This window comes from Paraburkholderia sp. MM5477-R1, from assembly GCF_050436385.1.
Lineage (GTDB): Bacteria > Pseudomonadota > Gammaproteobacteria > Burkholderiales > Burkholderiaceae > Paraburkholderia > Paraburkholderia tuberum.
Genome location: NZ_JBNDMC010000008.1, coordinates 207,597 through 221,370 on the forward strand (window position 1 = coordinate 207,597; position 13,774 = coordinate 221,370).

Consider the following 13,774-nt stretch of genomic DNA (forward strand, 5'->3'; position numbering starts at 1 on the left):
CCGGTTCTTACTGCGGCAGCGTCTCGCCCTTCGTCTCCGGCGCGAACGGAATCACGAACAGGCCGAGCACGAACACGAGCGCGGTCAACGCGATCGGCACGCCGAGCGTCTGCATATGCAGCACCGCCGCGCCGAGCAGAAAGTTGACGCCGGCGCCGACGAAGCGTCCAAACGACGTGCAGAACGCAAACGCCGTCGCGCGTACACGGGTTTCGAACTGCTCGGGCAGCCACAGGCTGAACAACGCGAAGTTGCCGCCGAAAAAGCCCAGCACGAACAGCCACGCGATGAACGGCGCGAGCCCGTTCGGCAGATAGAACGCCCACCCGAAGCTCGCCGCGATCGACACCGCCATCCCCGCGAAGTACACCGCGAGCGTCATCTTGCGGCCGATGCGCTCGGCCAGTGGCGGCAGCGCTAGACAACCGAGGATCGTGCCGATCGACAGCAAGCCGGTCGCGAGCGACGCGGTGCGAATCGAATCGCCCTTGGACATGCCGGCGCGCGCCGCCAGTTGGATCACTGCGGACGGCTCGTAGACGGCGCCCGCCCACAGCCCGATGATCGCGATCGTCAGCAGAATGCACGCGACCCATGTGCGACGCCGGTAAGCCGGCCCCAGGATCTCGCGCAACGGCTTCACGCGCACCGTCTTTGCGTCGGCTTTCTGCCACTTCTCCGGCTCCTTCACGCGCAGCAGAATCAGAATCGCGACGACGACCGGTACCGCGCCGGTCAGGAACATCGCGCGCCAGCCGAAATGCACGCCGACCGTGTAATTGAGCGCAGCCGCGAGGAAGAAGCCCGCGTAGTAGCCGGTCTGCAGATAACCGGCGCCCATTTTGCGACGATCCTCCGGCCAGGCCTCGGCAACGTAGGTGCCCGCCAGCGCCCACTCCCCGCCGATCCCGACGCCCGCGATGAAGCGATAAATACCGAGCTGCCACACATTGGTCGAGGTCGCGGCGAGCCCGGTGAAAATCGCGAACGTGAAGATGGTGGCGGCGAGCACCTTGGTGCGGCCGAAGCGATCGGCGAGCGGTCCCCAGATGAACGACAGTCCCCAACCGACCAGAAACAGCGCGAACAGGATCGATCCCGCGAGGCCGACATTCGACGGCGTCGCCGCGAAGCCCGAACGCGGCAACAGCTCAGTCAGCGCGGGCGTGAGCACCAGCGCGTAAATGAACGAGTCCATGCCGTCGAGCGTCCAGCCGGCCCACGCTCCCCAGAACCCTGCGATCTGCGAACGATTGAGCGGTGTGCGCTGACGCGCGACCGCTCGTCGGTCGGTTACTGTATTCATCATGCTCCTCCGGCCTACGATAGTTGAACGTAACGAAGAAAGGGACGGGCGCGCTTGGAGATGGCTCGACGACGTTGATTGATCGGCGATGTCCTCGTACAACTCATTCAGAGGACGGCGCGAGCACCTGCCTGGAATGTGGTTCAAGACTTCCGGGTTTGCCCGCGCTGAAATGCGCGTCTTTTTATATATAATATTTGATACCATGACCGACGCAACTGAAGGTTTTCCCCTGGACGCCGCCATGTCCGGTTCGTTTCTTCCGGCCGCCGCGCCGCGCGAAAGCACCTCGCACATGATTGCTGAGGCGCTGCGCGCGGCGATCGTCGACGGCACGCTCGCGCCTGGCGCCCCGCTGCGCCAGGACGCGATTGCCCGGCATTTCTCGGTCAGCGCGATTCCCGTGCGTGAGGCGCTGCGCCAGCTCGAAAGCGAGGGCTGGGCACGCGCGGCGGTCCATAAAGGCGCGACCGTCGCGCCGCTGTCCGCCAACGAAGCGCGCGAGATCTACGAGATCCGCTCGGCGCTCGAAAGTCTCGCGCTCGGCCTTGCGATTCCGCATCACACCGCCGCGACGCTGCGCGAAGCCGCGGACTTGTGCCGCGCCGCCGAGCGCGAAGAGGATCCGTCGCGCTACGTCGCGCGCAATGCCGCGTTTCATATGTGTCTCTACGCGCCCGCCGGCCGGCCGCAGCTCGAGGACATGATCGGCTTGCTGCACCGGCGCGGCGAACGCTATCTGCGCCTGAAGTTCGGCTTGCCGTCATACAAGGGCGAGTCCGACAGTGAGCACGCCGCGCTGCTCGATGCCGTCGAGCGCCGCGATATCGCGACCGCGCAGTCGCTGGTGGTCGCGCATCTGCTCGGCACCGGCGAGCTTCTGCATCGTTTCCTGACCGAGCGCGCGCGCGAAGAAGCGCTTGCGCATCAACCGAAGCCGCGCGGCCGACGCCCGCGCGTCACCACCGGGAGCTGATCGAACCGATGACCGAGCCGATGAAACACCCCGCCGAAGCCGCCGCATCGCGGTCCACTGCCCGCTCGTGGACGACCCGGCGCGACGAAAAGAATCGCCGCCTCGCGGCCATCGCGCCGTGGCTCGAAGACGGCGTGCTGCCTCCGCACCGCATCGTCGATGCGCTCGAAACGCTGATCCAGCCTGGCGAGCGCGTCGCGCTCGAAGGCGACAACCAGAAGCAGGCCGACTTCCTGTCGCGCTCGCTCGCCACGGTCGATCCTCACAAGCTGCACGACGTGCATCTGCTGATTTCGAGCATCAGTCGTCCTGAGCACTTGACGCTGTTCGAGCGCGGCATCGCGCACAAGGTCGATTTCTCGTTCGCGGGGCCGCAGAGTCTGCGCGTCGCGCAACTGCTCGAAGACGGCCAGCTCGAAATCGGCGCGATCTATACGTATGTCGAGCTGTATGCGCGCATGTTCGTCGACCTGACGCCGCACGTTGCACTGCTGTGCGCGGACAAGGCCGACCGTCACGGCAATCTGTACACCGGCCCGAATACCGAGGACACGCCGACGATCGCCGAGGCCGCCGCGTTCCGTCACGGCATCGTGATCGTGCAGGTCAACGAGATCGTCGACGAATTGCCGCGCGTCGACATTCCGGGCTCGTGGGTCGACGTGGTCGTGCAGGCGGACCGGCCGTTCGCGGTCGAGCCGCTGTTCACGCGCGATCCGCGCCATATCGGCGACTTGCAGGTGCTGACCGCGATGATGGTGATCCGCGGCATCTACGAGCCGTATGGCGTCACGTCGCTGAATCACGGCATCGGCTTCGATACCGCGGCGATCGAACTGCTGCTGCCCACCTACGGCGAATCGCTCGGTCTCAAGGGCAGGATCTGTCGCAACTGGACACTCAATCCGCACCCGACGATGATCCCCGCGATCGAATCGGGCTGGGTCGACAGCATCCATTGCTTCGGCAGCGAGGTCGGCATGGAGGCGTATATCGAGGCGCGCCCCGATGTGTTCTTCACCGGCAACGACGGCAGCCTGCGCTCGAACCGCGTGCTGTGTCAGTTGGCCGGGCAATACGGCGTCGACCTGTTCATCGGCTCGACGCTGCAGATCGATGCGGACGCGAATTCGTCGACGGTCACGCGCGGACGCCTCGCCGGTTTTGGCGGCGCGCCGAACATGGGCCACGATCCGCGCGGCCGACGTCATTCGAGCGAGGCGTGGCTGAAGCTGTTGAAGGGCGACGGCGCGGTGTCGCGTGGCCAGAAGCTCGTGGTGCAACTCGCGGAAACGTACAAGAAAGGCGGCGAGCCAACCTTCGTCGATGAACTCGACGCGGTCGCGGTCGGCGCGAAAAACGGCATGCCGATCGCGCCGGTGATGATCTACGGCGACGACGTGAGCCATGTGGTCACCGAGGAAGGCATCGCGCATCTGCACAAGGCCGAAGGCATCGACGAGCGGCGCGCGGCGGTCGCGGCGGTGGCCGGTGTCACGCCGATCGGTCTGCGCGCGAAGCCCGAGAAAACCGCGGAATTGCGCCGGCGCGGCATCGTCGCGTATCCGGAAGATCTCGGCATCCGGCGCGGCGACGCGAAGCGTTCGCTGCTCGCGGCGCGCAGCATCGACGATCTGGTCACGTGGTCGGGCGGACTGTACGCGCCGCCCGCGCGCTTCCGGAGCTGGTGACGATGGCGTCCGCTGCTGTTCTTGAACGGTTGGACGCGTCGCTCGCTTCGGTCCTGCGCGATGCGTGCGGCACCTCGCCGGTCGCGCCGTTTTCAGACGCGCAACTCGCGCGCGACGCGATCATCGCGCTGATCGACGAGGCGGAGCTCACGCCGAAGCCCGCGCTCGTCGACCGGCGCGGCAGCGGCGCGCATCGCGACCTCGATCTCGCGATCATGCGGCGCTCCGCGCACGCGCTCGAACCGACCTTCGCGGCGCTGGCGCGAACGGCGCGTCGCCGCGGCGAGCCGTCGGCGCTGCTGCGCGCCGAGCTCGCGCAGATCGGCCGCGCGGGCGAACAGGAGATGATGCAGGCGACGGGAGGGAGCAATGCGCATCGCGGCGCGATCTGGATCATCGGCTTGCTGGTTGCGGGCGTGGCGCTCGAAACGGCTTCGAGTTCCTCCATGCGTGCGCATAGACCTGGCGGTCCCAACCGTGTCGATACCTCGCGCATCTGCACGCTGGCCGCGCAGATCGCCTGCTTCCCGGATCGCTTCGCCGCTTCGTCCGATAGCCACGGCGAACGCGCGCGTCGACGCTATCAGGTCGGCGGCGCGCGGCGCGAAGCGCAGGACGGCTTTCCGCACGCGCTCGACGTCGGTCTGCCGGCATTGCACGCGGCCCGCGCGCGCGGCCTCGACGAAAACGCCGCGCGCATCGATGCGTTGCTCGCGATCATGAGCACGCTCGACGATACCTGCCTGCTGCATCGCGCGGGACTCGCCGGCTTGCATGCGGGGCAGCGCGGCGCGCGGCGCGTGCTCGACGCGGGCGGCAGTTCGACAGCCGCGGGCCGCGTCGCGCTCGACGCGCTCGAACGCGAACTGCTGTCGCTGAACGCATCGCCGGGCGGCGCGGCCGATCTGCTCGCCGCCACCCTCTTTCTCGACATGCTGGCGCATCGCGACGCCAGCCGGAGCTGAGCCTCATGGAACATCTGACCTTTGACTATCCGGCGCAACGCGCCGTCACGACCCGCGCGCACGTCGGCGTGGTCGGCTCGGGCGATCTGGAAGTGCTGCTGTCGCCTGCCGCCGCCGATCCAGGCGGTTCGGCGCTCGCCGCGCACGTGGTGGTGCGCACCAGCGTCGACGGCTATAGCCACATCTGGAAGAGCGTGCTCGACCGCTTCTTCACGCGCTACGACGGCGCCGCGCACATCGAGATCAACGACTTCGGCGCGACGCCGGGCGTGGTCGCGTTGCGGCTCGCCGAAGCGGTCGAAGCGGCCGAGGAAGGAGACAGCGTATGAGCACAAGCGCCAGCGTACATAGCGCGCCGCTGCTGCGCGAAAGCTTCATCGAACTGCCCGCGCGCGAGCGCGCCCGCTCGGTGCTCGACGCGGGCAGCTTCCGCGAACTGCTCGGACCGTTCGATCGCATCGGGTCGCCTTGGCTGCCCTTGCAGGGCATCGTCTGCCAGGCCGACGACGGCTGCGTGATCGCGCGCGGCACGATCGACGGCGAACCGGCCGTGGTCGCCGCGATCGAATCGGCGTTCCAGGGCGGCAGCATCGGCGAAGTGTCGGGCAGCAAGATCGCCGCGGCGCTCGAGATGGCGCTACGCGACTGCGAGCGTGGCAAGCGCGTGCGCCCGGTCGTGCTGTTCGAGACCGGCGGCGTGCGGTTGCAGGAAGCGAACCTTGGGCTTGCGGTCATCGCCGAGATTCAGGCGGCGATCGTCGCGCTGCGCCGGCGCGTGCCGGTGGTCGGCGTGATCGCGGGCATGGTCGGCTGCTTTGGCGGCATGTCGCTCGCGGCCGCGCTGTGCTCGTATCTGATCGTGACGAAGCAGGGACGGCTCGGCATGAACGGACCTGAAGTGATCGAGCAGGAAGCCGGTATCGAAGAACTCGATGCGAGCGATCGCCGCCGCGTATGGCAACTGATCGGCGGCGAGCAGCGCGTCGCGAGCGCGCTCGCCGACACGCTCGTCGACGACGATGCCGAGGCCGTGCGCGCCGCCGTACGCGCCGCGTTCGCGCAAGGCGTGCCGGCCACGCATCGCAGCGAGCAGGTCGACACGTTCTTGCAGCGGCTCGCGCGGATCGATCCGGCCAGCGTCACGCCCGAGACGCTGCGTGATGTGTACAACCCGCAAGGGCGCGATGCGTCGAACAAGGAGCAGGCATGAACGACACGACACTCACGCGCGGCGCGCGCTGGTTCAATGCACTTGCCGGCGAATCGTCGAGCGCGGCGCCCGTCTGGAGCGGCGATGCGCCGCTCGGCCGCGACACCGCGCGCTTCATCACGGTCGTGCCCGATCCCGCGAACCGTTTTCCGCGCGCGACCATCAACGTGGTCGGGCTCGAACAAGGCTGGCAACTCGCGCGCGCGGTGCGTGAAGCGATCGAAGCGGATGCGGGTGTGGACGCCGGCACGCGCCGCCCGATCGTCGCGATCGTCGACGTGAAGAGCCAGGCGTACGGCTATCGCGAGGAAATGCTCGGCATCCACCTCGCCTGCGCGGCCGCCGTCGACGCCTATGCGAGCGCGCGCGACGCCGGCCATCCGGTGATCGCGCTGATCGTCGGTCCGGCGATGTCCGGCGCGTTCCTCGCGCACGGCTATCAGGCGAACCGCATCGTCGCGCTCGACGCGCCCGGCACGATGGTCCACGCGATGGGCAAGGAAGCGGCCGCGCGCGTCACGCGCCGCACGGTCGAAGAACTCGACGAACTCGGCGACACGATCGTGCCGATGTCGTATTCGATGGCGTCGTTCGCGAAGTTGGGGCTGCTCGATCAGTTGATCGAAGGCATCGACGCGGACGCGCCCGACGCGGCACAGATCGAGCGCGTGCGCACGGTGCTGGTCGAGCAGATTCGCAGCGCGCGCGAGGGGGATCGTACGCTCGCGCGTCGGCTGGAATCGGCGGCGGCGCGGCAGACTCGCGCGGCGTCGATCGAGGTGCGGCGGCGTCTTGCCGAACAATGGGATGCCGTGTGATGCGCGTGTGTGCGGCTGCGCCCTTCTCCACCGTGCACGCCACGTCGTGCGACGCGCGGTGGCGGCCGCATGATCTGCTGCGCTTGCGGCGGCTGGACTCGCCCGATGACGAACCAGCGTGGGTTCGCGACGCGTTCGAACGCGCGCCGTATGCGGTCGTCCGACGCGCGCTCGCCGCTGATGGTTTCGTCGCGATCGGCGTACGCGGTGCGAAGCGAGCGCAACGCTACGGCACATGGGTGCATGCGGACGATATCGTCGGTGCCGTGCCGCCGGAATCGCTCGCGCAGACGCAAGCCGATGCTGGGCGTGATGCATTGCCCTCGTTCGTTGCACTGCTTTCGTTGCAACGTGATTCGGGCGGTCCGCTTGGTGGATTCGCTTGGGGACCTATTGGCAGCACCGGCTTTGAACTGGCGACGCACGTGCCGACTGTCAACGAAACCAGCGACCTCGATCTGTTGATCCGCGTGCCGCAACCGCTGGCGCTGAATGTCGCGAGTGCTTTGCTGGAGCAACTGCAAACGCTCGCGGCGCATATCGGTATCCGCATCGATGCGCAACTCGAAACGCCCGCGGGTGGCGTGGCGCTCGCGGAATGGGCCGCGGGTAAGGCGCGCGTGCTTGCCCGCGATGCGAGCGGCCCCCGCTTGATCGCCGATCCGTGGGCGGCGGTTGCTCACAATGGCATTGCCTGATGCTCGCGCTTCTGTTCCCCGGCCAGGGTGCGCAGAGCGAAGGCTTTCTGCATCGACTGCCGCAGCATCGCGCGGTACAGGACACGCTCGCTGAAGCCTCCGACACACTTGGCATCGACGTGCTGACGCTCGACTCAGCCGACGCTTTCGATTCGACGGTCGCGGTGCAACTGGGCTTGACCGTCGCGGGCGTCGCGATCATGCGCGCGCTCGCCGATGAAGGATTGGCGGCGGAGATCAGCGCGGGACTGTCGATCGGCGCGTATGCGGCGGCGGTCAGTTGTGGCGCGGTGGCGTTCCGCGACGCGCTGAAGATGGTGCAGCGACGCGCCGAGCTGATGGAAACCGCTTATCCGGCGGGCTATGGTCTCGCGGCCGTCTCCGGCTTGAGCGAGCAGCAGGCGGAAACGCTCGTTGCACAGCAGGCCGCGGAGCACCGGCAACGCGTGTATATCGGCAACGTCAATGCACCGCGCCAGATCGTGATGGCCGGCGCGGACGATGCGCTCGACGGGTTCATCGAACGCGCGCTCGCGGCCGGCGCGCGCAAGGCCACGCGGCTCGCGGTCAGCGTGCCCTCGCATTGCGAATTGCTCGCGCGTGCGAGCGACGAACTGCTGGCGTACTCGCGCACGTTCCATGTTGAAAGACCGCGCGGTGTTTATATCGGCAATCGCGGTGGACGCCCGTTATATACGGCCGATGCGATTCGCGAGGATCTTGCGACCAATATGCGTTACACCGTGCGCTGGTTCGATGCGCTGACCGTGATGCAGGAAATGGGCGCGCAGGTGCTGGTCGAGGCGCCGCCGGGGCAGGTGTTGACAGATATCGTGAAGGAGAATTTTTCTGAGGTCAGTGCGTTGGCTGCGAGTACATTGCCGTTTGACAGGTTGGTGGGGACGGTACGCAGGCGGTTGGAGCGTGGCTGACGGGGTGTGCTTTGCGGTGTGCGAATGCGGCTGGGCCAGGGGCGTCTGGGAGCTTCGGCCAGACGCCGCTCGCAAGCCGGCGTCGGCGAATGGTCGCTCTTGCTGATTCGCGGAAGCTACCTCGACGGCTCGGACACGCTGCCGGGCAGTTGCCGCACCAGCTCGATGAATGCCCGCAACCCGGCGGGAATATGTCGGCTTCCGGGAAAATAGAGAAACAGTCCGGGAATGAGCGGGCACCAATCACTCAGCACCGCAACGAGCCGCTTGCGTGCCATCGCGTCGCGCGCATACGGCTCGGGTACGTATGCAATACCGAGTCCCCGCAGTGCCGCTTCGATCATCAACGCATTGCTGTCCATCGTGAGCGCGCCGGGCGGATCTATCGTGAAGGCCTGACCGTGACGCGCAAACTCCCATCGATAGCGTTTGCCACTGGGCAGACGTTGCCGGACGCAGTGATGGGCCTGCAATTCGTCCGGCACGGCAGGCCGGCCATGCTTGCGCAGATAACGCGGCGACGCCACTGCAACAAAGCGTGAATCCTCGCTGACCCGTACCGCGATCATGTCCCTGGGTACCGCTTCACCGAGCCTTACGCCTGCATCAAAGCCTTCCGCGACGATATCGACGAAACGTCCGTCCGAGACGAGATCCAGCTCCATCCGCGGATACATCGCCAGAAAGCGCGGCACGACAGTCTGGAGCAGTTGACGGATCGCCCCGTCGCTTCCATTGATGCGCAGCGTGCCGCGAAGCGCCTCATCTTCCCGCGCGACATCGTCGAGCACGTGATCGAGATCGCTCAGCACAGGGCGCAGACGTGCAAGCAGACGCTCCCCCGCTTCTGTCAGGGATACGCTGCGCGTGGTCCGGTGCAGCAAGCGCACATCCAGATCGTTCTCGAGTCCGCGCATCGCATGGCTCAGCGCCGAACGCGACACGCCCAGTTCGCCTGCGGCCTGCACGAAGCTCCGCCGCGCGGCGACGACCATGAACGCCTGCAGATCGTTGAGAGTCGGTTTGCCCATTGGTGAATTTCCTTCAACACGTCATGCCGATCGGCCTGGCTTCTCCGACGAGTTCCATTGTTCTAGCATGAACTCCTGATCCTTCCAACGGAGCATGAGCATGACGAAGAACTGGCTGATCACGGGCGCATCGAGCGGGCTGGGGCGTGGGCTGACGGAGAAGCTGCTGGCACGCGGCGACGGCGTTGTCGCGACGCTGCGCAGGCCCGGCGCATTGGACGATCTGCGCAAGCAACACGGCAATCGACTGGAGGTCGTCACTTGCGACCTGACGAACGTCGATGCAATCAGAGCCGCTGTAGCGCAGGCATTTGCTGCGCTCGCGCGCATCGACGTCGTCGTCAGCAACGCGGGCTACGGGCTGTTCGGCGCGGCCGAAGAGCTCGACGACACCCAGATTGCACGGCAGATCGAGACGAATCTGACCGGGTCGATCCAGTTGATACGCGCGGTCATTCCGCGTCTGCGGGAACAGGGCGGCGGACGGATCGTGCAGGTGTCGTCGGAAGGCGGCCGAATCGGCTATCCGGCTTTTAGCATTTATCACGCGACGAAATGGGGAATCGAGGGTTTCGTCGAAGCTGCCGCGCAAGAAGTCGGACCGTTCGGCATCGACTTCGTGATCATGGAGCCCGGTCCGACGCGCACCAACTTTGGCGCGGGTCTCGACCGCGCGGCGCCGATGCGCGTGTACGACGACACGCCCGTCGGTGAAATCCGGCGCGCACTCGACGCTGGCTATTTCGATTTTGCGGATGCGGCGAAAACTGTCGACGCAATGATCACCGCGATCGACAGCCCGTCCCCTCCGCTACGGCTTGCGCTGGGCAAGTCTGCGTACGAATCGATACGTGCGTCGCTGACAAAGCAACTCGCGAGTCTCGAGGCGCAGAAGGAGATCGCGTTGTCGGTGATGGAGCGTGGATAGCCAGATGGCGAGCCACTCGATGGCCCCGAAACGTAGCGCAAGCGACGTTTCTGAAGGATGACTTCCAACGGATGAAGAGATTCGAACAGCCGAACACTTCGTCAACCAAGGGAGCAGATGTGGCCGGTCGGTAGTTGACGCGATCGCCCCAGATCGACACGCAAGTGCCCTCCGAATTCCGCGTGCCCTTTACGCCGGCTTCCGACCCGCAACGGACCTTCGCCCGGCCTGATAACGGCCATTCGATGGCCATGTATGATGCCGCGCAACACCCCATCGTAGGAGTTTGGCAATGGTAGATGCAGTGAACCCGATAGAAGTTTGGGCGCCGTTCGGCACCTTCTCTATGGCGGTCATTCAAGGCGATGGCCGTATCGCTCACCTGAAGGGCCAAGTGTCGCTCGATCGACATGGACAAATCGTCGGGCAAGGGGACATCCGCGCGCAGGTAAGGCAGGTACTGGAGAATATTCGCAGCGTCCTAGCGTCGATTGGTGGACAGATGGCGGATGTGATTTCGATGGTTCACTATGCAACGGACATTGAGGCCTTTATGGCCACCGGCGACATTCGCCAAGAGTTTTTTGGTGCGCCGTATCCTGTCACGACGACCGTCCAGGTGCAACGTCTATACCGGCCTGAACTGCTAATCGAGATCGCGGCGATCGCCGAAATTCCCCGCTCGCGGTTTCGCCATCCTGGGCCGGGCAACCAGGCACTACGTGAGTGATTTCCTCGCACGACCCGGCTTGGCCGGCTAGCGCCCGACAACCAAGCGCGGCGATCGCCGCGTGCGCGGCCTCTCATACAAAGGGCATAAGGCGACCCGATTCGGTCATAGAGGATCATGAAACCGAACGGCAGTTATGGAAGTACAACCGACCGACGGCGAGCCTGGTCAACAATCGAATTTCTCCGTGTCTCTATGGATTCGGAGGGCTAACGCATTTGGTTTGTCCGACTAATTCCGCTAATGCGGCGATGACTCCGCTCCGCTGCGGAGAAAGGCTATCCGTCGCGAAACGCTTATCACGTAGGGGCGCCTGCGCTGACGGCACGGGACACACGTAGCCTCGACTTCGGCATGTCAATCTGGAATTGGCGGCTTGCCCCAGCCCGAACAGGATCCTCTCGTCCGCGAACCGAAAGCTCTTCAACGTAGCACCTCGTCGCAATAGGAGGACTGCGATCTGAACGCCCTCTACTGTTAGCCTGTACGGAAATGCCCGAGCAACATCGTTCCGTGGCAACGGCACACGCATCCATACAAGCGTTTATTGCAATATCAAGTATCTTTCCTACACTGCGAGAGGTACCACACCGCGATCACGCGTCTCCCAGCGAAATTTAAAAACAAAACGGAGTCTGATCTATGTTCCAGCAAATTCTCAATCCGACCGGCAGCTTGTTCGCGTCGTGGCTGCTGGCGCTGGTACCCGTGGTCATTCTCCTGGTACTACTCGCAGTCTTCAAGCTTTCTGCCTGGCTTTCCGTCCTGCTCGGCGCGATTGTCACCTTTATCCTCGCCGTCGCGGTATGGGGGATGCCGCTGAGCACCGGGATCCGGGCCTATCTCTATGGCTCGCTGACGGGCATCTGGGCGGTAGACTGGATCACGTTTTGGGGTGTCATGCTCTTCAATTCGCTGACGCTCACCGGTGTGTTCGACCATTTCCGGCGCTGGCTCACCGCCCAGGGCACTGCGGACGTGAGGGCACAGACCATGCTGTTTGCCTGGGCTTTCGGCGCCTTGCTCGAGGGGCTGGTCGGATTCGGCTACCCTTGGGCGTTCGTGGCGCCGATTCTGATCGGGCTTGGCATTCCCGATCTCGACGCGATCCGAGTTGCCGCGATCGCCAATAACGCCCCGGTCTCCTACGGCGCGCTCGGTGTGCCGATCATTGCCCTGGCAGCCGTGACCGGCCTGCCAATACTCGCACTTTCCGCCTCGGTCGCGCATATCGTGGTGGTGCTCGCGTTGCTGCCGCCTTGGGTATTGATCTATCTGGTCTCCGGACGAACCGGTTTGCGCGACGGTTGGCCGCTCGCGGTGGTGGGCTCGCTAGGCTACATCGCCGGACAATACCCGGTCGCGGTTTACCTGGGGCCCTATCTGCCCGATGTGACCGGTTCGATCGTTTGCTTTGCCGCCCTGCTCGTGTTGCTCAAATTCTGGCGCCCGAAAACCGTGCTCGGCTATGGCGGCAAGCCGGTCGATGCGGCGGCAGCGGCACTCGGCAACGCGCCGCACGGACTTTCGAGGGCGCAGGTGTTCCGCGCCTGGCTGCCCTTCATTGTGCTGATCGTGGTGGTGGTCCTGTGGACCGGCCCATGGTCGCCGCTGCCCAAGATAGTCTGGTTCAAGTTCGCGGTCACGGCAGGCTCTTCGATTCGCCAGGGCGCTGAAGTGGGCGCCGTCTTCGCTTTCTCGCCCTTCATCGGCGGTACGGCGATCTTCGCCGCATGGCTCATCACCACCTTACTGATCGGCATGAAGCCCGCGCAATATGCGGAAGCCTTCCGCCGCACCTGGCATCAGATGTGGGGCGCCTTGCTGGTGGGCGTCTTCATCTTCGGCCTCGCGTACATCTTCAATTTCTCGGGGATGGCGGCCTCTCTCGCCCAGGGATTCTCAAAGATCGGTGTCGCCTTCATCGTCGTTGCGCCCATTCTTGGCTGGATCGGCGTGGCGCTGTCTGGCAGCAATACGTCCACCAACGCAATGTTCGGCTTCTTCCAGGTAACGGTCGGGCGCTTGCTCGGCTTCCCCACGCTGCTCCTGCCGTCGCTCAACTCGGTGGGCGCCGAGGTTGGAAAGCCGGTTGCGCCCCAGACCGCGAGTGTGGGCGTGTCGACCAGCCGTTTCGTGCGTAACGAAGGGGAAGTCATCCGACACAACATGGGATGGACATTCATCATGCTGCTCTACCTCATCGTCATCGGGGTGGGTTTCTACGTGTTCGCCCCAAGCTTGATGACGCTGGCAGGTGGCGGTTAGGCGGATTCAGGTGCTCGCGAGGCGTTTCACCGCCGCTCAGCTGAACACGAATTCAAATGCGGACGGGACGGTAGGCCCGTCCGCTTGCGCATTGAACCTCCCCTTTTCGACAGATCCCGGGGCACGTAACTGGACCCGTTGTCGCCGTCGTCGGGGCTTTGTTACTGCGGGAAGTCCTGGCGGATTGGGTCCAGCATCCCAAAGTCGTTGCCCAACGTCCA

Annotated in this window: 13 protein-coding genes; 11 read left to right on the top strand and 2 right to left on the bottom strand. The window is 65.1% G+C overall.

Annotation, left to right across the window (positions count from 1 at the left end):
- Positions 1–7: 7 nt before the first annotated feature.
- Entirely contained in the window at positions 8–1,306 is a 1,299-nt protein-coding gene (locus tag OKW35_RS42700; protein WP_429555256.1) for an MFS transporter, read from the bottom strand.
- A gap of 205 nt (positions 1,307–1,511) precedes the next feature.
- Here OKW35_RS42700 and OKW35_RS42705 point away from each other — a divergent pair, with 205 nt between their 5' ends.
- From OKW35_RS42705 to mdcH, 8 genes are read left to right on the top strand one after another with little or no spacing between them, the layout of a single operon-like run.
- On the top strand, positions 1,512–2,282 hold the full coding sequence (locus OKW35_RS42705; protein ID WP_429555228.1) for a GntR family transcriptional regulator: 771 nt from the start codon (positions 1,512–1,514) through the stop codon (positions 2,280–2,282).
- A 20-nt stretch (positions 2,283–2,302) separates the two neighbouring features.
- On the top strand, positions 2,303–3,973 hold the full coding sequence (gene mdcA / locus OKW35_RS42710) for a malonate decarboxylase subunit alpha (RefSeq protein ID WP_429555229.1): 1,671 nt from the start codon (positions 2,303–2,305) through the stop codon (positions 3,971–3,973).
- Positions 3,974–3,975: 2 nt separating this feature from the next.
- Positions 3,976–4,938 carry a triphosphoribosyl-dephospho-CoA synthase gene (locus OKW35_RS42715; RefSeq protein ID WP_429555230.1) on the top strand — a complete coding sequence of 321 codons (963 nt, stop codon included), beginning with the start codon at positions 3,976–3,978 and terminating at the stop codon, positions 4,936–4,938.
- Positions 4,939–4,943: 5 nt separating this feature from the next.
- A complete protein-coding gene (locus OKW35_RS42720; protein WP_184038621.1) occupies positions 4,944–5,267 on the top strand; it encodes a malonate decarboxylase subunit delta in 324 nt (107 codons plus the stop codon).
- Positions 5,264–6,148, top strand: a complete 885-nt coding sequence (locus OKW35_RS42725; protein WP_429555231.1) for a biotin-independent malonate decarboxylase subunit beta — start codon at positions 5,264–5,266, stop codon at positions 6,146–6,148. Before OKW35_RS42720 ends, OKW35_RS42725 begins: the two co-directional genes overlap by 4 nt.
- The gene (mdcE, locus tag OKW35_RS42730; RefSeq protein WP_429555232.1) at positions 6,145–6,966 is read left to right on the top strand and encodes a biotin-independent malonate decarboxylase subunit gamma; all 822 of its coding nucleotides are present in this window, start codon (positions 6,145–6,147) and stop codon (positions 6,964–6,966) included. Before OKW35_RS42725 ends, mdcE begins: the two co-directional genes overlap by 4 nt.
- On the top strand, positions 6,966–7,664 hold the full coding sequence (locus OKW35_RS42735; protein WP_429555257.1) for a malonate decarboxylase holo-ACP synthase: 699 nt from the start codon (positions 6,966–6,968) through the stop codon (positions 7,662–7,664). The genes mdcE and OKW35_RS42735 overlap by 1 nt, the downstream gene beginning before the upstream one ends.
- Positions 7,664–8,596 (top strand): malonate decarboxylase subunit epsilon, encoded by a 933-nt coding sequence (gene mdcH / locus OKW35_RS42740; protein ID WP_429555233.1) that lies wholly within the window; start codon positions 7,664–7,666, stop codon positions 8,594–8,596. Before OKW35_RS42735 ends, mdcH begins: the two co-directional genes overlap by 1 nt.
- Positions 8,597–8,712: 116 nt before the next feature.
- Here the strand turns inward: mdcH and OKW35_RS42745 are convergent, their stop codons facing one another.
- Entirely contained in the window at positions 8,713–9,627 is a 915-nt protein-coding gene (locus tag OKW35_RS42745; RefSeq protein ID WP_429555234.1) for a LysR family transcriptional regulator, read from the bottom strand.
- Between the two features lie 100 nt (positions 9,628–9,727).
- On the opposite strand from OKW35_RS42745, the gene OKW35_RS42750 reads away from it, so the two are divergent.
- The 3 genes from OKW35_RS42750 (at position 9,728) to OKW35_RS42760 (ending at position 13,553) form a co-directional block, all read left to right on the top strand.
- Positions 9,728–10,555 carry an SDR family oxidoreductase gene (locus OKW35_RS42750; protein ID WP_429555235.1) on the top strand — a complete coding sequence of 276 codons (828 nt, stop codon included), beginning with the start codon at positions 9,728–9,730 and terminating at the stop codon, positions 10,553–10,555.
- Positions 10,556–10,847: 292 nt separating this feature from the next.
- Positions 10,848–11,285, top strand: a complete 438-nt coding sequence (locus OKW35_RS42755; protein ID WP_429403278.1) for a RidA family protein — start codon at positions 10,848–10,850, stop codon at positions 11,283–11,285.
- Positions 11,286–11,927: 642 nt separating this feature from the next.
- Positions 11,928–13,553 (top strand): L-lactate permease, encoded by a 1,626-nt coding sequence (locus tag OKW35_RS42760; protein ID WP_429403279.1) that lies wholly within the window; start codon positions 11,928–11,930, stop codon positions 13,551–13,553.
- The last annotated feature ends 221 nt before the right edge of the window (positions 13,554–13,774 follow it).

Bases quoted from the DNA above. Each gene is read 5' to 3' on its own strand.
- OKW35_RS42700 (WP_429555256.1), bottom strand. From the start codon at position 1,306: ATGAATACAGTAACCGACCGACGAGCGGTCGCGCGTCAGCGCACACCG.
- OKW35_RS42745 (WP_429555234.1), bottom strand. From the start codon at position 9,627: ATGGGCAAACCGACTCTCAACGATCTGCAGGCGTTCATGGTCGTCGCC.
- OKW35_RS42760 (WP_429403279.1), top strand. From the start codon at position 11,928: ATGTTCCAGCAAATTCTCAATCCGACCGGCAGCTTGTTCGCGTCGTGG.
- OKW35_RS42725 (WP_429555231.1), top strand. From the start codon at position 5,264: ATGAGCACAAGCGCCAGCGTACATAGCGCGCCGCTGCTGCGCGAAAGC.
- mdcA (WP_429555229.1), top strand. From the start codon at position 2,303: ATGAAACACCCCGCCGAAGCCGCCGCATCGCGGTCCACTGCCCGCTCG.
- OKW35_RS42715 (WP_429555230.1), top strand. From the start codon at position 3,976: ATGGCGTCCGCTGCTGTTCTTGAACGGTTGGACGCGTCGCTCGCTTCG.
- OKW35_RS42720 (WP_184038621.1), top strand. From the start codon at position 4,944: ATGGAACATCTGACCTTTGACTATCCGGCGCAACGCGCCGTCACGACC.
- OKW35_RS42755 (WP_429403278.1), top strand. From the start codon at position 10,848: ATGGTAGATGCAGTGAACCCGATAGAAGTTTGGGCGCCGTTCGGCACC.
- mdcE (WP_429555232.1), top strand. From the start codon at position 6,145: ATGAACGACACGACACTCACGCGCGGCGCGCGCTGGTTCAATGCACTT.
- OKW35_RS42735 (WP_429555257.1), top strand. From the start codon at position 6,966: ATGCGCGTGTGTGCGGCTGCGCCCTTCTCCACCGTGCACGCCACGTCG.
- OKW35_RS42750 (WP_429555235.1), top strand. From the start codon at position 9,728: ATGACGAAGAACTGGCTGATCACGGGCGCATCGAGCGGGCTGGGGCGT.
- OKW35_RS42705 (WP_429555228.1), top strand. From the start codon at position 1,512: ATGACCGACGCAACTGAAGGTTTTCCCCTGGACGCCGCCATGTCCGGT.
- mdcH (WP_429555233.1), top strand. From the start codon at position 7,664: ATGCTCGCGCTTCTGTTCCCCGGCCAGGGTGCGCAGAGCGAAGGCTTT.